This is a genomic window from Clostridium estertheticum, from assembly GCF_026650985.1.
Classification (GTDB): Bacteria; Bacillota; Clostridia; order Clostridiales; family Clostridiaceae; genus Clostridium_AD; species Clostridium_AD estertheticum_C.
In genome coordinates this window covers 303,506-324,013 of sequence record NZ_CP086239.1, presented here as the reverse complement: position 1 = coordinate 324,013, position 20,508 = coordinate 303,506, and the positions used below count along the sequence as shown (strand labels likewise).

Sequence of the window (20,508 nt, the reverse complement as noted above, 5' to 3'; positions counted from 1 at the left end):
TATAATATTAATGCATTAGTTCGTGGTCATCACCTAACGTAACTACTACATCAAAACTTTTATCACTTGACGATAAGAATTCAATATTATCAATTTTAAAATCAGTTTGTAGACTCGTCTTCATATCTTCGCTACCATTGTACACTATAATCTTACTTTTAACAGTAGCTTTACCTGTTTGTGTTTTTGCTTCATTATACCCTTTTTCGACTAGGTATGTTGAAAAATCCTTAGCCAAGCCTGTTTTTTTGGTACCATTTATCACCTTTATCTTAAGCTTTGACTTATTAACAGCCTGAACTTTATTATCACTTAACTCTGAAATAACCTTTTTGTTAAGGGCTTCATCATACACTACATATGATACACCATTTATATACTTTTCCGCGCCTTTAAGTGTCTCCATAGAAAGTTTATCATTATCAATACTAGCAAATATGTATCCAAACTTAAATATCTCACTAGCATCCATATTAGTTTCTATAGCGCTTTTAACCGCAGTTAAAACACTCGGAATTTTAAATATTATAAATGGACTTTTCACTTTTTCCATAACCTTTGCGATAAATATATGTTGATTTTCTATTCTTCCTAAATCACCATTTGCCAAGCCTGAACCATCAGTGTTTTTTCTCCACCTGAAAAATTCCTCAGCTTTTTTGCCATCCAAATGAACTAGCCCTTTTTTGAAATGAATGCTCAAATCTTGCGTAGGGTCATCATAATCCATTTTTCTTGTTATGTTAATATCAACACCACCGATAGCATCAATCAATTTATCAAAGCCCTTATAATTGACTTTTGCATAGTAGTTTATTTTAACACCTATTAATTTTTGTACAGCAGCTACTGCAGAAGTCACACCGCCAATAGCATGTGCTGCATTAATCTTCTGATTCCTACCATTTATAGTTATTAACGTATCTCTAGGAATAGATACCATACTAATTTTTTTATCACTTGCATTATAATGCACTAATATCATTGTATCTGTTCTCTTAGGATCATTAGCATTTGTTGAACCAGCCGTCCCCACATCTACACCCATAACCAGTATATTACAAGATTTTCCACTTGTCTGAATCCTTGTTATATCATCATTATTTAATTTTGATGATAAATCTACTGCAGTATCATTAAACCCAGCTAAGTATAAATAAAGTCCTCCAGAAACCAAAACAAGAATTGCCACCAAAAGAGCAGCGGTTTTAATGGCAAATCTCTTATAATTTATTGTTTTTCTTTGTTTTTTATTATTACTCATCTTTTCTCCTACTCTTTTCACTTAATAAATAATTTCTTGCGTAAATTGTATCTATATGCAATAATTGTTTTTGACTTATAACATATTTTATAGTATTCTCCAAACACAATATTACCGCAGCATCCAAATTCACCTTACTTAACCTTCTTACCTCGTCTATAGCATTAAATGTCCTTAATGGTTCAATGTAATCCGATAAAAATATTATCTTTTCTAAAATACTCATATCTTTTCTTCCAGTAGTATGATACTTAATAGAATTTAAAATATCCTCATCGTGAATATCCATTACGTCTCTTGCTATTATACTTCCCACTAGTCCATGAATGATTTGTGGGCTTTGTTTGCTTACTTCGTCGAGCTCTATTTTATGGTCCGTAGCCATTTTTATAAGTTGCTCATTCGATAAATTCTTAGCGCAATCATGAACTAATCCTGCAATCCGTGCTTTTTCTATATTTTGCCCATATATAGTTGCGAGTTCTATTGCAGTTTTACTAACGCTTACACTGTGTTTAAATCTACTTTCTTTTAAATTTTTCTTTATATAATCAAGTATTTCCTTTTCATTCCACATTTAAGTCCCACCCCCTAATATTACTTTAACACAGAAAAAAAATTATGTACCTATTTTATTTATATATTTTACTTTTCTTGTAAAATTAAAGCTTATTTATATAATTTAAGCTTCTCAACAATTTTCTCTACACCTTTAGGTAGAAGATAATTAATATTTCTACCTTCTTTTATACTTTTCCTAATACTTGTTGATGATATATCTATAATTGGCATATCAAGAAAAATTATTTTATTATGATATTTATTTTCTAAATACCTTTTCTGTTCAAGTATTTTTTCTAATTCAAATCCTGCCCTATTATAAACCACTAGCCGACAACTATTTAAAAGTCTATCTACATTCTTCCAATTATCTAGATCTATCAAACTATCTGCGCCAATCAAAAAATACCATTCAGTTTTAGATTGTACATTACTAAAAAGTTCAATAGTTTCATATGTATAACTATTCTCTTTTTTATTTATTTCATAATCACTTATTTCAAAGTTGCTCTCACCTTCTATTGCCTTATTAACTAAATCATATCTGATTTTAGAATCTGTAATTTGTTTATTTAGTTTATTTGGTGGATTTCCTGCTGGCATAAATAAAATCTTGTCTAGTTTTAGACTATATAACGCTTCATAGGCAATATGAATGTGACCTATGTGAATTGGATCAAAAGTACCTCCAAAAATGGCCTTTTTCACTGTAACACCTTCTTTATATTATAATAGGACAATTTAACTAAAACAATAGAAAGTTTTTAACTTTGCATAGAAGAAAAAGCATGTAACATTACATGCTTTTATGGTAATTCTATTATAGGTTTTTTTATAGACCTCTTGTACAATACACATTTGCTACCGATACTTTGAACTGCCTCAGCACCTATCGATTCACAAATTATATCAGAAGCTTCTCTAGCCGTTAACCCACTATTATTTAAAACCTTAATCTTAATGATTTCTCTAGATTCTAAGGCCTCTTCTATTTGCTTTAAAAAATTTTGTTCTATTCCAGCTTTTCCGAGCTGAAACAATGGTTGCAATTTATTGCCAAAAGTTCTTAAGTAACTTCTTTGCTTGCTTGTAATCATAATATCCTCCTACATGCCTTCTTAAAAGATAATAATTATCTTTTATGCTAAATATTCAAATTCAAAGTTTTGTAATCTTACTAAATCACCGTCTTTAATTCCTTTTTCAACTAAAGTATCAAAAACTCCCTTATTCTTCAAAACTTTATGGAAATATTTAAGAGAATCAGGCTCATTTATATTAACTGCACTTAGTAATCTATCAACAAAAGTTCCTTCAACAACAAAAGTCCCTTGAGAATCTTTCTCTACAGTGTATGTAAATCTCTTCTCCTCTATTACGAATTTTTCTTCATCATTTATTACTAGTTCCGTAACTGGAATAGTAGATAATATTCTAGCTGCTTCTTTCATCAAATCTTCTACGCCTTGATTTGTAGCTGCAGATATTTTAAATATTTTACTATCGTCATATCCTAATTCATTTAATCTTTTCTTAAAGTTTTCAAACACTTCATCATCGAAAAGTAAATCGCTTTTATTTGCAGCTATTATTTGAGGTCTATCCCATAATTTAACACTATATTTCCTAAGTTCGTTATTTATTTTTATAAAGTCCTCTACAGGATCTCTACCTTCAATACCTGAAATATCAACCACATGGATGAGCATTCTAGTTCTCTCAATATGTCTTAAGAATCCTATTCCGAGACCTACGCCTTCAGCTGCACCTTCAATTATTCCTGGAATATCTGCCATAACAAAATGCTGTGCACCCTTAACACTTACTACTCCTAAATTTGGTTTTAAAGTTGTAAAGTGATAATTAGCAATCTTAGGTCTTGCTTTTGATACTACTGACAATAATGTTGATTTTCCTACATTTGGGAAACCTAATAAACCAACATCAGCTAAAATCTTAAGTTCAAGCTTAATCCATCGTTCTTCCCCTGGCATACCTGGTTCAGAAAAATTAGGAGCTTGCCTTGTAGGTGTGCAAAATTTAACGTTACCTTTTCCGCCTTGTCCAGCTTTGCAAACTCGATAAGTTTCACCATCATGAGCTAAATCATACATTATTTTGTTTGTTTCCATATCACGTACAATAGTACCCATAGGAACTTTAACATACAAATCTTCTCCAGCTTTTCCATAACACTTAGAGCCAGAACCGCCTACTCCATTTTTAGCTACGAATTTTCTTGCATATGAAAAATCTAATAACGTAGTCATACTAGCATCAACTACAAATATTACATCTCCACCATCTCCACCATCTCCACCGTCTGGTCCACCGAGAGGTATATATTTCTCTGTTCTAAACGAAACAGCTCCATTACCACCGTTTCCTGATTTTACAAAAATCCTGGCTGTATCAATAAACATATATTTCACCTTACCTTAGCGCATTTTCAATTTTTATATCTTGTTTAATTTTAATAAAAGTTTTATTATTATCAAAATAGCATCTATAAATCTTTAAACTTATATTTATATATTGCCACCTATCTCTGTTTTCTATGTAAAATTGTATATACTTCTAATTTATTAATTTATATTCTCCAAAAGAGAATTTTAAAAAAGCACCCTTTAAGGGTGCCTTAAATTATTCAGCAATAGACATTTCTTCTTCAACAACAGGATAAACGCTTGCTTTTTTCTTCATTTTTCCCATTCTTTCGAATTTTACTATTCCACTAATTTTAGCGAAAAGAGTATCATCTCCACCTATTCCAACATTGTTTCCTGGATGGATTTTTGTTCCTCTTTGTCTTACTAAAATATTACCTGCAAGAACGAATTGTCCGTCTGCACGTTTAGCTCCAAGTCTCTTAGATTCACTGTCTCTACCATTTCTTGTACTACCTACTCCTTTTTTATGAGCAAATAATTGTAGATTCATAACTAACATAGCCTTACACCTCCTCTACTTCCACTTTTATATATTTACCATAAGTAATTTCTACACTTTTAAGTCCAAGTATCATTGTTTCAAGTAAAACTTGACATCTTTCAATATCTTCTAGAGTTTGACCTTCTAAATTTAAATTTAAAAATCCATCATCCATATCATACTTTACCTTAATTTTCAAAACTTCCTCAATCCCAATAATAGTAGTTTGAGAAATTGCTGAAATTGCACTACAAATTAAATCAACATCCAACTGTTTTTCTTTAGGCATTGCATGACCTTTTATTTTAAAAGAAACTATTTTACCAAGACTTCGAACAAATCCAACTTTAACCATTACTAAGCTTCTATCTTCTCGATTTGAATTTTAGTATATGATTGTCTATGTCCTTGTTTCTTTCTATAATCTAACTTTCTCTTAAATTTGAAAACTATAATCTTTTTAGCTTTTCCTTGTGCTAATACTTTAGCAACAACTTTAGCTCCTTCAACTACAGGTTTTCCAACTATCAAACCATCTTCCTTACCTACTGCAAGAACTTCATTTAACTCAATTGTTGTTTCAACTTCAGCATTCAATTTTTCAACGAATAAAACGTCTCCTTCTTGAACTCTGTATTGTTTTCCACCAGTTACTACAACTGCGTACATAAAATACACCTCCTTGATCCAGTCTCGCCATCCCAGGTACATACCTAATAATAAAGTATGTTTACAACCTTACGTGTGCGGTCTACAAAGGACATTTTAACATATAAGAAGATGTTTGTAAAGTATATTTACCCATATATCTTATATGTTTGCAAATTTCTTATTTGATTTGCAAAAATTAGCGATTCTACTTTAAATTTATCCAAATGAGGAATAAAATTTACATAAATTTTATTTTCTATAGCACCTATTTGCCTTGCAAATTCTAAAACATTATCCATGATATCTTTCTTATAAACTTCACCAATTTCAATATATATGTCTAATAAAACCTGTTCACTGTTAATCTTAAAAATTTCATTTCTAATTAAAAATTGCATATAAGCTAATTTAACCCTACTACTCTTCCCACCGCAGACCGTGCAAGGTTCCTCAATGAATTCATATATAGACTTACCTCGCCTCCTCCTTGCAATCTGGACTAGGTTAAGCTCTGTAAATGGATAAATCACTGTCTTATTTTTATCGTCCTCAAATCCATCTCTTAGAACACTTAATATGCTTTTTCTAACATCTATGTCCTCAGTATCAATAAAATCTATTATAATGATTCCACTTAGATTTCGAAGTCTTATCTGCCTTGCTATTTCTGTCGCTGCCTCAATATTAGTAGTTTGTGCAGTCTTTTGAATCGAACGACTTTTTATATTTTTCCCTGAATTAATATCAATTACATACATTGCCTCAGTTTTATCAATAACAATATTCCCACCACATTTTAGTGTAATCCTGTGATTTCGTAGACTTAGTATTTCTTTTTCTATTCCATAATAATCGAATAACATCCTACTCTCATTATGAAGTTCAACCTTTACATCAATGTCAGATCGAGTCTGCGTACTTTTTTTCGCAAACTCAAAATCACTTTCATTATTCAATACTATTTTAAAAGTGTTTTTATCTAAAATATCACGCAATGTTCTGTTTAGCGCCCCTGCATCACTAAATAACAAAATAGGGTTTCTTGAATACTCAGAGCGTTTAATAAGGTTCTTATATATCTCATATAAAGCTTCAACTTCATCATTTAAAGTATTGATATCAACCTGGGCAGCATTAGTTCTAATCATTACCCCAATATCTTTCGGTTTAATTAATGCCCTCTCAACCAACGCTACAAAATCTTTATTATTTATTTTTTTTGAAAAACTAATATTTTTATTCATATTAACAACAACGCAGTAAGTACCGGGAATACCAAAAGCACTAGTTACTTTTGCCCCTTTTTTATCTATTGCCTCTTTTAGAACTTCTACTATAAGTTCATCACCTTTTTTTATCTTGGTATTATGAAACTTTTCATCAAGATACATATAACAATCTTTATTATGACCAATATCTATAAAAGCACACTTAATTGCTGGAACAATATTTTTTACTACGCCTTTATAAATTTCCCCTGGAACTGGTCCACTATTCTCTTCCTCTATAAAACATTCCTTTAGTTTGTTGTTTTCCTTTATTGCTATCCTCAAAATCTCTTCTTGTCTTTCAATATATATTTCTTTCATTTTGACCCACTCCTATTTTACTATTTTAGAAAAACTCGCTAAGAGTGACTAATTTTTCATCTTTATATGCATACATTTCTTCGCGAGTTATATCAACAAAAGTCTCTTTATTAATAAACTCTAGGTTTTCCTTTATATATTCACAAAGTAGACTAGCAGATAAATTATCTCGACTACCGCAAGAAATAAGGACTTTAATAGAAATCACAAAATTATCTACGTTATAATCGAACTCATGAATAAATTGTTTTATATTAACCAACTTTTCTCCACTTTTTTTGCTGATTTTAATAATATTCCATTCGTCCAAAGCACATAGATCATCCATTTTTTCTTTAATACCTTCTATATCCGTGCATTTAAATTTAATAGTGTATCTAGCTGCATCAATAATTGCCATAGCTTGCTTTTGCTTTGTTCCCTCAACCGGGATTACTTTTACAACATCCAAAATTTTAATTCCACGTGGTGTATTCTCATTCATTTTATCCATAATATAGTTTTCATCTAGTTCGTCAACTAGTACTACATCCATATATTCACCATTTGAATGTACCCCCACTGACAATGGTTGCGCGATAGATACTGCCATGTGAGGATTGAAACCTTTTGAATACCCAATTGGAAGTTCTGATCTTTTAATTATCTTTTGGATAGTTCTCATTAAATCTAAGTGAGCAACAAATTTAATCTCACTTTCCTTACTATACTTGATTAAATAACGCACCGTTAAAACACGTCCCTTCTTTAAAGTTAACATTAACCCCACACTGCGTGCAGCCATCTTTGCAATTTTGAGTTAATTCTACTTTTTTAGCTTTTTCATTTTCATTTATTAAATACTCTTTATTTACACCAATATCTATGAAATCCCATGGAAGTACTTCATCATAACTTCTTTCGCGATAAGCATAGAAATCCCCAGAGACTCCGCATTCCTCCATCGCTTCCTTCCATATTTCAAAGTTAAAATATTCGCCCCAACCATCAAATTTTGCACCTTTTTCAAATGCCTTTATTATAACATCACAAATTCGTCTGTCGCCTCTAGCCATAACTGCCTCTAAGTACGAAACTATTGATTCATGATAATTGTATGTAACTGCCTTACTTTTGATTGCATACTTAACTGCCTTTATTTTTTCAACTACATCCTCCATTCTGCTTTGAGGTACCCATTGAAATGGAGTAAATGGTTTCGGTACAAATATAGCTGTACTTGTAGTAACTCTTAATCCTCTTTTTCGTGTTTCTTTCGGGATTTTAAAGTATTCCCCTGCAACTTTATCTGAAAGCTCTGCAATGCCACGTACATCCTCTAATGTCTCATAAGGAAGTCCCACCATAAAGTAAAGTTTTATAGTTGACCAACCTGAAGCAAATACACTACTAACTGCTTCTAATACTTGCTCTTCTGTTACACCTTTATTTATAATATCTCGCATTCTCTGTGTCCCTGCTTCAGGTGCAAAAGTTATACCAGTTTTTTTCACCTTTTGTATTTCCTTAATTAAGTCCACCGAGAAAGAATTTATCCTAATAGACGGCAGCGATACACTAACGTGGTCCTCCTTATTTTTCTCTATAAGGGTTGTTACAAGGTTTTTAATATCAGAATAATCACAAATACTTAAAGAGCTTAAAGATATTTCTCTATATCCGGTACTCTTTAATAATTTATCTGCTTCATCGATAAGGGTAGCAGTGCTTTTTTCTCTAACTGGTCTATATATCATTCCAGCCTGACAAAATCTACATCCATTGGTACACCCTCTAAATGTCTCGAGTATTACCCTATCATGTACTATTTCAGTATATGGAACTACTATTTTCTCTGGATAAGCAACTTTATCAAAATCTACTACAAATCTTTTCTTAACACTCCTGGGAACATCATCATATTTAGGTTTAAATTCACGTATAGTATTATCCTCATTATAAGATACCTCATATAATGAAGGAACATATACTCCCCTTATTTTAGATATTTCTCTTAAAAATTCTTTCTTCTTGCCTTTATAGTTTTTATAAACATCTAATACCTCATTCATTATCTCTTCACCATCACCAAGTTCAAAGAAATCCACTATATCGTATAATGGTTCAGGGTTATAGGCACATGGACCACCAGCCATAATTATAGGTTCATCGTCACCTCTCTTAGACGCTCTTATAGTAATGCCTGACATATCAAGCATATTAAGAATGTTTGTGTAACTCATTTCATATTGAAGAGTAAATCCTAAAAAGTCAAACTCTTTTAAAGAATCCTTACTCTCTAATGCGTACAAAGATATATTGTTATCTCTCATTTGTTTTTCCATATCTGGCCAAGGTGCAAAAGCTCTTTCACAATAAGTATCAACTCTTTCATTCAAAACATGATAAAGTATTCTACTTCCTAAATGTGACATACCCACCTCATATACATCTGGGAAACAAAAAGCAAATCTTATATCAATTTTATCTATATCTTTATAACAACAATTTAGTTCTCCACCTATATATCTAGCAGGTTTTTCAACCTTAAACAAGATATCATCGGAAATTTTATTCATAGAAACCACTCCTCGTTTTTTCATCTACAGTAAATAATTATTTACGTACATTACATTATTTTATTTTAACACATGAGTCTTAAATCTCAAAACTAAAAATTTTTATCCTTTAAAATAAAATAACCAACCTAATAATAGGTTGATCATTTTGATGCAAGATATATCATAAAATATGTTTTAATTTTTTAATATCAATATATTCATTTAAACTTATATTACCATATGTTTTTATTGCTTCGATTATTTCTTCCTCATACAATGTCTCGATTACGCACATATTTCCATCAAGTACAGTAAACAAATTATATTTATTTTTATCAATTATTCCTAAAACATATAATAAGCTTTTCTCACAAAAAATAGATATACTTCTATTCTCCACATATCCTCGCTTTATAAATCTATATTTTTTCTTAATAATGTAGCCCATAATCAAATATACTATCCTTTCCTTCTCTTTAATTGAAGATATTAAAATAAATATTGAAATTAAGCCTAAATTAAAATTCCCCCTATTTGCAGATACACTTATAAAATATATAAGCATAAAAACACTTCCAAGAATCATACTAACCCTAATTGTGATTTCATTAGCTCTTCTATAGATATTATTAAAACTAAGCATATCACGAAGCACCCTCCCCCCATCTAATGGGAAAGCTGGTATAAGATTAAATATACCTATTGCTAAATTGCTATTACAAATCAAATCAAAATAAGGCCTTTTAAATATTATAAATAGAATATAAAAAATGAATGCAAGTAATAAGTTTAGTAATGGTCCTGATAAAGAAATTATTAAATCCTCTTTGGCATTTGCTTCATCTAAGTCTTTAAGCTTAAGTACTGCACCTACAGGAAGTATTTCTATATCAAAACCAGAAAACCCTAAAATTCTTGCAGTTAAATAATGCATTAACTCATGGAGGAATACGAAAACAAAAGATATTACTAATTTCCCTTTAAATCCTAATACTATTAGCAAAATAATATACGGTATAAATAACTTACTTATTTTTATCAATTAATCCCCCAAAGCAATTACTAAAGATGCAAAAAAATCACTCCATTTACTAAAAATTAATATTATTATTTATTCCATTTTCCTTAGGTATCGTACTTTTAACTTTATCTAAAAATTTTATCGTAATTGTTTTCACATCATTAAATCTAATGTCCCTTACTTTTCCAAGTAATATACTATAATTATATTGTTTATTTATCGCTTCCTTAGAATAATTATATGCAAATTGTGTTTTCGGTGTAATAACTACTTTGAGAAGCAAAACAATAATGAATAATGTAAGAACTCCAATTAACTCCCTTGTTAATCTCTTTATATATAAATCTGATACACTGCTATGTTTATAGTTTTCACTATGAAATTTATTTGTACCTCTTTGCCTTCTAGCTAAATTATTATAATAGCTTTGGTACTGCGTATTATAATTTCCCATTTGCTCCCCCTTATACAATCTTTTACTCTTTATATATATTTAATTTTCAGCATTTATATTACAAATTATAAGAAAAAAGATATATTAATCATCTAAAACAAGAAAAGCACTGTATAAATACAGTGCTCCCAATCATATATTATTAATATTCACGATCTTTTAAACTTCTCATCAAAACTTCAGCTGTACCTAAATTTGTAGCAAGCGGAATGCAATGTACATCGCATAACCTAAGAAGTGCTGAAATATCAGGTTCATGAGGTTGAGGTGTTAGTGGATCCCGAAGAAAAATTATCATATCCATTTCACCCTGAGCAAGTTTAGCACCTATTTGTTGGTCGCCTCCGAGTGGTCCTGATAAAAATCTAGTAACAGGAAGACCAACTTCTTCATTTATTAATTTCCCTGTTGTACCAGTTCCATATAATTCATGTTTAGCTAAAATATCCTTGTATCGTTTTGCAAAGTCAATCATATCTTCCTTTTTTTTATCATGTGCTACTAATGCTATTCTCATATCTTTCCCCCCTAGTGTAATTTTTATAAAATATATTAAATCATCGCATATAGCGCTGAAATATCATCAAAAGTTTATTTTATTTCTTCTCATCCCTACATTTAACACAAGTCCTAGTGATATAAAACATGTCAGCATCGAACTCCCACCATAACTCACAAATGGAAGGGTTATTCCTGTAATAGGCATAAGTCCAATGGTCATCCCGATATTTTCCATTATTAAAAACAGCAAACTCGAAATATACCCCACACATAATACAGTTCCAAAGATATCCTTAGATTCTTTCGCAATTTTTATTAATCTATATATAAGAACACCATATAATAACAGTAACAATAATGCACCAATAAGTCCCCATTCCTCTGATAAAACCGCAAAAATAAAATCTGTATGATGTTCTGGAATAGAATTAAATTGCACTCCGTTTCCAAATCCACGTCCAAAAATTCCTCCTGAACCTATAGCAAGTTTTGATTGATCCAGTTGAAGTCCAGCACCTGTTACATTTTTGCCAGGTGTAAAGACTGATAAAAGTCTTACTTTCCAGTAAGATTGCATTAGTGGTGAATTCCATACACCAATAACTAAAATCAAAATTGAAGTTATTCCTCCAATTATCACTTTATAATTTAGTCCTATACAATAAAATATACCAAGCACTATAAAAAAGCTAACCATAGTCATTCCCATATCCGGTTGAATAACAATTAATAACATTGGCACTGCCGCATAAAATATTAACTCTAGCAGATTTTTAGGATCATTGATTTTCCCTTCCATTTCATCTAATTTCTTAGCAATCATTATTGTCATACCAATTTTAGCGAATTCTGAGGGTTGTATATTGACCGGGCCAATATTTATCCAAGAATTTGCACCATTAGTAACTTTTCCAAAAACATCACCAATTATTAGCAGTATAATGCTTGCCCAATATATTATAACAGCATAATTTTCTATTAACATATAATCAAAAGCCAAAAGAATACACATCACAACAAGACCTACTATAAACCATATGATTTGCAATTTAAAAATGTGAGTTTCATAATTCTTTACCGTGGCACTATAAATATTTACACATCCAAAAATTACGATACAAATCGTAATTATAATTGTAACATAATCTAATTCTCTTAAAAGTTTCTTATTAAATCTTAGGCTTTGTAGAAATTTCATGATTAAACCTACCTCCATCTCAAATATGATTATATCATATAAAAATAAAATAGCTATGCATAAGTTGATAATTATACATAGCTTAGATCCCTTATCTTTTTATCTTTTTTATTGGTATATTGGCAATTAGTGCTGGTGAATTTCCTTCATACTCATCTTTTGTTGTTAATCTAACCTCTATATCTCCAGTTTCTATTTCAGCGTATTTTGAAATTACCTGTAGTATGTCACTTTTAATCATTTCCAAAAAATCAGGCGAAATGTCTGCTCTATCATGTATTAAAATTAGTTTTAATCTATCACTTGCAATATCCTTTGAGAAAATCTTATTAGAAAATATTTTCAATACATTCATCTATATCCCCCCTCATATCGCTTTAAACATTCTTTTTAAAGTAGCAAAAAAGCCTGCCTCACTTGATGATCCATTCAGTGAAGCATAGGTCACTTCCTCGCCCATTATTCGCCTTGCTATGTTCTTAAAAGCGAGTCCAGCAATTGACTTGTCATCTAAAACAATCGGCTCCCCTTTATTAGTAGAAATTGTAACCTTCCTATCGTCTGGCACAACTCCAATTAATTTAATTGCAAGGCATTCTATAATATCATCTACAGACAACATATCCCCATTTTTTGTCATTTCATAATTCATCCTGTTTATTACAACCTCATGCCTATCAATTCCTTTAGAATCTAATTTCCCTATTACCCTATCTGCATCTCTAACAGATGTAAGCTCTGGATTTACAACTATAATAGCTCTATCTGCTCCAACTATAGCATTTTCAAACCCTTGCTCAATTCCAGCAGGACAATCTATAATAACATAATCAAACTCTTCTTTTAACTCGTTTACAACCATGAGCATATCTTTTATATTAATGTCATTTTTATCTCTTGTTTGAGCCGTTGGCAATAGAAATAAATTATTAAATCTTTTATCTTTTATTAAGGCTTGTTTTAATCTACATTTTTTTTCTATAACATCTACTAATGTAAAAACCACTCTATTTTCAAGTCCCATCAAGACATCGAGGTTACGAAGTCCTGTATCTCCATCAATTACTACAACCTTCTTATCCATTGATGCGATAGCTGTTCCTATATTTGCTGTGGTCGTCGTTTTACCTACGCCACCCTTACCCGAAGTTATAACTATAGATTCTCCCATGTGAACTCCTCCATTAAATATATTTATTAGGTAAATACGGTTCTACAATAATATTTCCATTTTTAATTTTTGCTACCTCAGGATATTTAGGTTTTACTTCATCTTCAGGAGACCTTGTTACAATGTCACCAATCTGAAGTATTTGAGGTTCTAACTTAAATGCGGCAATTATAGCTTTATCATTACCATTAGAACCCGCATGAACAACTCCTCTTAATGTACCAAATACAATTATGTTTCCTGCTGCATATATTTCGGCTCCTGGATTTACATCACCAATTATAATTATATTACCAGGATAATTTATACTTTGTCCACTTCTTATTGTTTTTCTCAAAAATTTAGTTCTTCCCTCGTATATTCCAGTAAACACATTTCCAATAGGTTCTTCTTGATTTTGAAAAATACAATCACTAATTAGAAATTCATCAAATAATATTTCCTTTAATTTTCTACTTTCCCTCTCATTTATGTATTTTAGCTCAGTAGTTATTTTTAGTGTGCTACCTTTGTAGAATTTTCTTCCCTGCGCAAGCTTATCAATTAAAGACTCTAACATATCATCAAAATCACTAAAATGGTTCATATTTATAACTACATTTAATCCTTCTTTATTTCCTTTAATAACTATTTTATCTGTAACCATAATTTTAACCTCCTAGCTCTCATCTGGGGTGTGTGGGACACTAAAATAAATAAAAAGTCCCTAAATCAATTATTAATTATTTTTCTGTATAATTGAACTGTTACATAACTTAACTTATCATATTATTTCAACACAATACAAGTAAATTCCTGCTTAATTTTAATATTAATATTTATATATATATATATTCATGCTTATAAAATCAAATAAACTCCAACAAACAAATTTGTCAGAGTTTATTTGCTAAGTATTCTACCAACCTTTTAATAATAAACTAAAAGTACTTTCCTTAAAATCCCCACTCTCTCTTCATATATTCCTTTTGGGATAATTTATACGTAAACTTATACATAAAAATAGAAATTATTAAATTGTATATTGCCTGATATATTATTACTCTCATATATACATCTTGTTTTATAAAAAACAAGATAGAAAATAGTATTAACCCCTTTACTAAACTTAACACAAAAGATGATATTATTGGGAAAAATGATTTTTCAATAAATATATTTTTACCTATTTTCGCAGCAACAAAACACATAAGCATATTGCTTAGCATATTGATTCCAATCGCATTTAAGAAATACACATCCTGTAGCGCTCCAGTGAAAACACCAATTATAACTGCATCTCTTGGAGAACTAACAATAGAGTAACACAGTGCAAATGTAAATAGTAAGCTTGGATATACACCATTAATCTTAAGTAAAGGCATTAAAGTATTATCTAATATTAGAAATAGAATACATAAAAATACTACTGTTAATATTCTCTTCATAATACAACTCCTAATATTTTATTTCTCCAGTTTTTGTATCTGTTGGTACCACAATGAAAACCTCTTCTATCTTTGAAAAATCAACATATGGTTTTATTATAGCCCCTTTCATTACTGCACCTTTATCTTCATGAACACTTAGAACACTACCAATTCTTATTCCAGATGGATATGATCCTCCAAGTCCAGAAGTTACTATATCATCACCTTTTTTTATTTTTGACTCTAAAGAAAGACGCTGTATTTGTGCAAGTGATTTATTATTTGCATCCGTATATCCTTTTACAATACCATTATCCCTTGTGCTATCAACAAGACCTGCCACTGCAATATTTTCATTAGATAGACATTGTACTATTGACCAATTATCGCCGACTGACTTAACTTGTCCTACAAGTCCATCTCCAGTAATAGCGACCATTCCTTTTTTTATTCCACTCGTTTCACCCTTATTTATTGAAAATCCATCTGAAAAACTATTTGCTACAAGTCCGTTTATATCAGCACCTACATAATTATATTGGGCATTTTTATCTGAAAATTTAAATATTTTACTTACTCTTTCATTCTTTTTTATTAAAGCACTGTACTCTATGACCTTACTTTGGAGCTCACTATTAGTTTTTCTAAGTTCTTCATTCTCTGTTTTAACATTTGAGATATTAGTTATAAATCTAAAGGAATTTTTTATTTTAAAAAAACCACTAAAAAACACACCTTGTACTGAATTTATTGTTACCCCAACACCATTTTCTACAAAAGACATTTTATCTCGGTTTACACTATAACCTATTAGTGATAAAAAGGTAACTGACAGTAATATAATTACTACTGCCAGTTTGTTTTTTATAAATTTCATATTTACCTTCTTTTACTCATAACATCTATATTATCGAGAGCTTTTCCTGCTCCTATAGCAACACAATCAAGTGGGTTTTCAGCTATGTGTACAGGCATATGTGTTTCCCTGTTGATAAGTGCATCTATTCCTTTTAGAAGCGCTCCTCCACCAGTTAACATAATTCCTTTTTCCATAATATCTGATGCAAGTTCTGGTGGGGTTTTTTCAAGGGTTGTTATTATTGCTTCAATTATTGATTGAACCGGTTCACTGAGTGCTTCTCTTACTTCCTTTTGTGTTACTTCTATAACTTTTGGAAGTCCTGTTATTAAATCTCTTCCTGTTATCTCCATGCTCATATCATCATCTTCTTGCTCATATACTGATCCAAGTTCCATTTTAATATTTTCTGAAGTTCTCTCACCTATCATAAGACTGTATTGTTTCTTAACAAAAGCTATTATAGCTTGGTCGAACTCATCACCTGCAACTCTTAAAGATTTACACGTTACAATTCCACCGAGTGAAATTATGGCAACCTCTGTAGTTCCGCCTCCAATGTCCACTATCATACTTCCAGTTGGTTCATTTACAGGTAATCCAGCACCAATAGCGGCTGCAAATGGTTCTTCCATTAAATATGCATCTCGTGCCCCTGCACTTTTAGTTGCTCCCTCTATTGCTCTTTTTTCAACCTCAGTTACGCCAGACGGATATCCAACTACAATTCTTGGACTTGTAAATCCTTTTGGACTAACTTTGTTTATGAAGTGTCTAAGCATTTTTTCAGTAATATCAAAATCTGCAATCACTCCATCCTTCATAGGACGAATTGCAACTATATTACCTGGAGTTCTACCTATCATTTGTTTAGCTTCTTCACCAACGGCTAGAACCTTATTAGTATTTATATTTATAGCTACAACAGAAGGTTCTCGTAAAACAATTCCTTTCCCCTTCAAGTAAACTAATGTGTTTGCTGTTCCTAAATCTATTCCCATATCACGAGACGTTCCGAATATTCCCATTATAATTTCTCCTTTCGTATCTAAAGCATTCCTTTTTCTTTTAAACTTGTATAAACCCCATTACCAATAATTATATGATCAAGTAGCTCTATTCCTAGTAATTTACCACATTCCTTAAGTCTTATAGTAATACTTATGTCTTCCTTACTAGGGGTTGGGTCTTATCATGAGTACCATGTAACAATACATTGACACCTTACACTTACAACTTTATGTACATGTCTTTAACGTTGCATTAATTTTTTTATTATATTTTTACTTGGTATCCCACTTCTTTTAATTCCCTCATTATTTCCCTTGCTTTTTCCTCTACATCGCTTACAACCTCTTTATATATAATCCCCTGTAAATCAGAAGGGACAGTAACACCTTTCTTGTATATGCATGTAACCCTTGTTCTTCCTAATTTTCCGAAGAAATACCCTAGTTCAAATATTACATTTTGTCTTGCCCTATATTCTTTTTTTCTATCTTTCTCAAGTAAATTCTCTTCGGATTTAGAATAAGCAAACTCATCAGGAGTTAATAGTACAAAAGCATATCCTACATCACTATGTTTTTCAAACTTTTCTATAATTGTAGAAGATCCACCATCTGATTGCCTATGAAGAATAATTGGCTCAAGACCTAATTCTCCAAGTAAAATAACAAGTTGATTTTTTAAACTTTCATCATGACCATGCACCACAAAAACCTTATTGTTTTGTATAACCAACTGTTCTTCTTCATTTTCTTTAACATAATCTCTAAATTGAAATTCTTTCAATGCAGTTTTCAAAGAAGCAATTATTATATTGTGTGCATTATTGAATATTTCAATGCCATTGTCAATAACCCTAAATTTTTCAGCTTCTAGAAAGGTTTTATACACAACACTTTGTTTAGTAAAAACCTCTACTATAAAATTTTCGACCATGCTTTTCCATGATGTATATTCACTATCAATAATGGAAACATACCCATATTCTGATTTCACACAGAAGTTATCATAATTAAACTTCTCACCTTCATCTAAAAGTTCTTTGGCTGTTTTAACAAAAAAGTCGTTCACTTTAGCCCTCCCACTTTTTTATAGTTTATTATATATAGTCCCATACGTCATTTCTAACTGTTTATGAAGTTGCTTATTCTCATTTTCCAATTGTTTTATGCGTTCTTTAAAGGTAGTAATAATAGCATCCTTAGAGGCCTCTGACCGCTCGTTAGAGACCTTTAGGGTACGTTTAGGATATATTTTCTGTTTATCCCTAATATCCTCTATTCTTCTTCTTATATCTTCATTATTATAAAGCCACGCCTTCGATACGCCTGCTTCATTGCTAACTACATTGAAATTAATTGTTAAGCCTTCCAATATCAATCTTGGAATTGTTTTTTCTACTTTATATCTAGTTTCATCAGATTTCTTTTTAGCAATTTTAACGATAGCTTCTGTATTTCTTTTATTGTTCATGGTTTTCATCACCTACCAATGTTAAAATTATGGCTTCTAGCCGTTCTTTTACCCTAATGTTAGTTTCTATTTGCCTAACCCAATTGTTATTTTGAGCAATTTCCAATACTTCCTTAGTCTTCTGCAACTGATTTTTATGCTCTTTAATGAATACTTTGTTAGTACAAAAGTGCGTACAATCTAAACATGCATTAGCATGTGGACACGCTCCTGAAAGCACCGGCAACCTACAATAACCATTTGGTAGTGCTTGCGCATTAATATTCTTTTTAAACCATTGTAGGTCAGCATTATCAACTTCTTTATCTTCCTCATCAATAAGAAAGCCTTGATTGTTTACAAATTTTTCTTTAAACTTGATAAACTCTTTTTTCATTGTTACATCATGAATATGAGCATATCTCATTGTCATTTCAGGTGATTCATGGCCTAAAAACCTTTGTACTATATATTGAGGTACCTCGTTATTAATCATCCTCGTACCTACGGTATGCCTAAATGCGTGAGCCTGGAACCTAAACACTTTCCCATTTCTATCTACTATGTTTTTACTATAAGCAAGTTTGTTTAGCTCTCGTCTAAATGTATCTTGTTTTAATGGACTTCCATCTTCTCTAGGAAATAAATATTCTGTTTTACCATTAAACCGATTAGTTGTTACCACTTCTTGTATGCCAATTAACTCAGCAACTTCCTTAGAAATAGGAATAATATGCTCTTTTTTCATTTTCCATTGATAATACTGTAAGAACCAATCCTTATCTTTATCTTGTATTAAGCAGCCTATTTTAAGTGTACATAATTCACTTATTCTCATTCCACATTCCTGCAAAATCAACGTCATTCTAGCAATATAATCGGGAAGTTCGTGTACAACCTTATTTAATTGTTCAAGCACATATTCATCTATGAATCTTGGTTTTTTAATAATCCCCTTGCTATAATCTTCTGGAAATATTAGCTTCTTTACTGGAGCATCATCCCATTCAAACATTTGCATTGTTTCAAAAAGTTTTGATAATGACGATTTATAACCGTTAAATGTATGTGGTGATAATCCTTGAATTGTCAAAGAACTAAAGTAACTTTCTACCATACTTCGGTTAATGTCTTTAATTTTCCCTATGCCAGGGTACTTATTACTCAAGAAATTAAAGAATACTTTATTATGCTGAGCATAATCTTTACAGTGCGAGAAACTCATTGTATTCATTTGAAGTCTACAAAATCTTTTAGTTAACCTCTTAAAATATATGTTTTGAATTTCTTTAAAAGTTATAGTATATTCATACTGTGTAGGATTGACTTTATCAGCAGTTAAATTCATTTTTCTCCTATCCCACACATCTTTGTCCCATTCCTCACCCTCAAAGTAATAATCCTCATAAAATTTTATAAACTGTTTAAAGTTGGTTATATAGTAACTATCAGCTTCAATGGTTATCATTTCTTGTCTTAAATTCAGTTTTTTATTAATAGTGGTTATCTTAATACCCTTATCCACTAAATACGTTCTATATTGGATTATAGCCTTTTCTAATGGTACTTCTGATATAGAGCCTATACTTGGGTATTCTCTATCTAAAAATTCAATTAAACTGTTTATAACTGTCCCTTTTCTAATCCAAACAGTTTTAGGTTTCCATATTTCATTCATCATGTTAATGTAGTAAAAAAACTTTAATTCTACCTTTATCCATGGATTTTTTATTACATTAAAATTAATCCACCTATTGCTTAAAACTTTATTTCTTAATTCATCAGCCGACTTTAATGGACATAATTTAATATCCCATCTATCATCAGCCCAATATCCTTGAAGAGCTTCCTGCATGGTCTGAATCTTTTTATTTATTGCAAGACTTGATATCATACTTA

General features: G+C 30.8%; 24 protein-coding genes and 1 pseudogene. All 25 read right to left on the bottom strand.

Annotation, left to right across the window (positions count from 1 at the left end):
• Positions 1–7: 7 nt before the first annotated feature.
• The 25 genes and pseudogenes from LL038_RS01490 to LL038_RS01370 all read right to left on the bottom strand — a co-directional run bounded on the left by LL038_RS01490 (position 8) and on the right by LL038_RS01370 (position 20,503).
• Positions 8–1,264 (bottom strand): LCP family protein, encoded by a 1,257-nt coding sequence (locus LL038_RS01490; RefSeq protein ID WP_253200185.1) that lies wholly within the window; start codon positions 1,262–1,264, stop codon positions 8–10.
• Entirely contained in the window at positions 1,257–1,841 is a 585-nt protein-coding gene (gene yqeK, locus LL038_RS01485; protein ID WP_216119709.1) for a bis(5'-nucleosyl)-tetraphosphatase (symmetrical) YqeK, read from the bottom strand. The genes LL038_RS01490 and yqeK overlap by 8 nt, the downstream gene beginning before the upstream one ends.
• A 92-nt stretch (positions 1,842–1,933) precedes the next feature.
• A complete protein-coding gene (nadD, locus tag LL038_RS01480; RefSeq protein ID WP_216119708.1) occupies positions 1,934–2,533 on the bottom strand; it encodes a nicotinate-nucleotide adenylyltransferase in 600 nt (199 codons plus the stop codon).
• A gap of 98 nt (positions 2,534–2,631) precedes the next feature.
• A complete protein-coding gene (locus LL038_RS01475; protein WP_071613626.1) occupies positions 2,632–2,922 on the bottom strand; it encodes a YhbY family RNA-binding protein in 291 nt (96 codons plus the stop codon).
• A gap of 42 nt (positions 2,923–2,964) precedes the next feature.
• On the bottom strand, positions 2,965–4,248 hold the full coding sequence (gene obgE, locus LL038_RS01470) for a GTPase ObgE (RefSeq protein WP_216119707.1): 1,284 nt from the start codon (positions 4,246–4,248) through the stop codon (positions 2,965–2,967).
• Positions 4,249–4,468: 220 nt separating this feature from the next.
• Positions 4,469–4,774, bottom strand: a complete 306-nt coding sequence (gene rpmA, locus LL038_RS01465) for a 50S ribosomal protein L27 (RefSeq protein ID WP_216107488.1) — start codon at positions 4,772–4,774, stop codon at positions 4,469–4,471.
• Positions 4,775–4,778: 4 nt separating this feature from the next.
• On the bottom strand, positions 4,779–5,111 hold the full coding sequence (locus tag LL038_RS01460) for a ribosomal-processing cysteine protease Prp (protein WP_216119706.1): 333 nt from the start codon (positions 5,109–5,111) through the stop codon (positions 4,779–4,781).
• Positions 5,112–5,113: 2 nt separating this feature from the next.
• Positions 5,114–5,425 (bottom strand): 50S ribosomal protein L21, encoded by a 312-nt coding sequence (gene rplU / locus LL038_RS01455; protein ID WP_071613630.1) that lies wholly within the window; start codon positions 5,423–5,425, stop codon positions 5,114–5,116.
• 128 nt (positions 5,426–5,553) lie between these two features.
• Positions 5,554–6,996 carry a ribonuclease E/G gene (locus LL038_RS01450; protein ID WP_216119705.1) on the bottom strand — a complete coding sequence of 481 codons (1,443 nt, stop codon included), beginning with the start codon at positions 6,994–6,996 and terminating at the stop codon, positions 5,554–5,556.
• A 25-nt stretch (positions 6,997–7,021) separates the two neighbouring features.
• Positions 7,022–7,756, bottom strand: a complete 735-nt coding sequence (locus LL038_RS01445; protein WP_216119704.1) for a TIGR03936 family radical SAM-associated protein — start codon at positions 7,754–7,756, stop codon at positions 7,022–7,024.
• Positions 7,701–9,554 (bottom strand): TIGR03960 family B12-binding radical SAM protein, encoded by a 1,854-nt coding sequence (locus tag LL038_RS01440; RefSeq protein ID WP_216119703.1) that lies wholly within the window; start codon positions 9,552–9,554, stop codon positions 7,701–7,703. The genes LL038_RS01445 and LL038_RS01440 overlap by 56 nt, the downstream gene beginning before the upstream one ends.
• Positions 9,555–9,717: 163 nt before the next feature.
• On the bottom strand, positions 9,718–10,578 hold the full coding sequence (locus tag LL038_RS01435; RefSeq protein ID WP_216119702.1) for a M50 family metallopeptidase: 861 nt from the start codon (positions 10,576–10,578) through the stop codon (positions 9,718–9,720).
• Positions 10,579–10,627: 49 nt separating this feature from the next.
• Positions 10,628–11,011: a hypothetical protein gene (locus LL038_RS01430; RefSeq protein WP_216119701.1), complete on the bottom strand. Its 384-nt coding sequence runs from the start codon at positions 11,009–11,011 to the stop codon at positions 10,628–10,630.
• Between the two features lie 142 nt (positions 11,012–11,153).
• Positions 11,154–11,528: a methylglyoxal synthase gene (locus LL038_RS01425; protein ID WP_071613636.1), complete on the bottom strand. Its 375-nt coding sequence runs from the start codon at positions 11,526–11,528 to the stop codon at positions 11,154–11,156.
• A gap of 66 nt (positions 11,529–11,594) precedes the next feature.
• On the bottom strand, positions 11,595–12,710 hold the full coding sequence (rodA, locus tag LL038_RS01420; protein ID WP_216119700.1) for a rod shape-determining protein RodA: 1,116 nt from the start codon (positions 12,708–12,710) through the stop codon (positions 11,595–11,597).
• Positions 12,711–12,801: 91 nt separating this feature from the next.
• On the bottom strand, positions 12,802–13,065 hold the full coding sequence (gene minE / locus LL038_RS01415) for a cell division topological specificity factor MinE (RefSeq protein ID WP_216119699.1): 264 nt from the start codon (positions 13,063–13,065) through the stop codon (positions 12,802–12,804).
• A gap of 12 nt (positions 13,066–13,077) precedes the next feature.
• A complete protein-coding gene (gene minD, locus LL038_RS01410; RefSeq protein WP_216119698.1) occupies positions 13,078–13,881 on the bottom strand; it encodes a septum site-determining protein MinD in 804 nt (267 codons plus the stop codon).
• Between the two features lie 13 nt (positions 13,882–13,894).
• A complete protein-coding gene (minC, locus tag LL038_RS01405) occupies positions 13,895–14,527 on the bottom strand; it encodes a septum site-determining protein MinC (RefSeq protein WP_216119697.1) in 633 nt (210 codons plus the stop codon).
• 289 nt (positions 14,528–14,816) lie between these two features.
• Entirely contained in the window at positions 14,817–15,308 is a 492-nt protein-coding gene (mreD, locus tag LL038_RS01400; RefSeq protein WP_216119696.1) for a rod shape-determining protein MreD, read from the bottom strand.
• Between the two features lie 10 nt (positions 15,309–15,318).
• Positions 15,319–16,167: a rod shape-determining protein MreC gene (gene mreC / locus LL038_RS01395; RefSeq protein ID WP_216119695.1), complete on the bottom strand. Its 849-nt coding sequence runs from the start codon at positions 16,165–16,167 to the stop codon at positions 15,319–15,321.
• 2 nt (positions 16,168–16,169) lie between these two features.
• On the bottom strand, positions 16,170–17,177 hold the full coding sequence (locus LL038_RS01390) for a rod shape-determining protein (protein ID WP_216119694.1): 1,008 nt from the start codon (positions 17,175–17,177) through the stop codon (positions 16,170–16,172).
• Positions 17,178–17,197: 20 nt separating this feature from the next.
• Positions 17,198–17,338 (bottom strand): annotated as a pseudogene (locus tag LL038_RS01385) (JAB domain-containing protein); the annotation flags it as partial.
• A gap of 86 nt (positions 17,339–17,424) precedes the next feature.
• Positions 17,425–18,228, bottom strand: coding sequence for a TIR domain-containing protein (locus LL038_RS01380; RefSeq protein WP_216119693.1), 804 nt, complete (start codon positions 18,226–18,228; stop codon positions 17,425–17,427).
• A gap of 18 nt (positions 18,229–18,246) precedes the next feature.
• Positions 18,247–18,630, bottom strand: coding sequence for a DUF6262 family protein (locus LL038_RS01375; RefSeq protein ID WP_216119692.1), 384 nt, complete (start codon positions 18,628–18,630; stop codon positions 18,247–18,249).
• Positions 18,620–20,503: a tyrosine-type recombinase/integrase gene (locus LL038_RS01370; protein WP_375292991.1), complete on the bottom strand. Its 1,884-nt coding sequence runs from the start codon at positions 20,501–20,503 to the stop codon at positions 18,620–18,622. Before LL038_RS01370 ends, LL038_RS01375 begins: the two co-directional genes overlap by 11 nt.
• Positions 20,504–20,508: the final 5 nt, after the last annotated feature.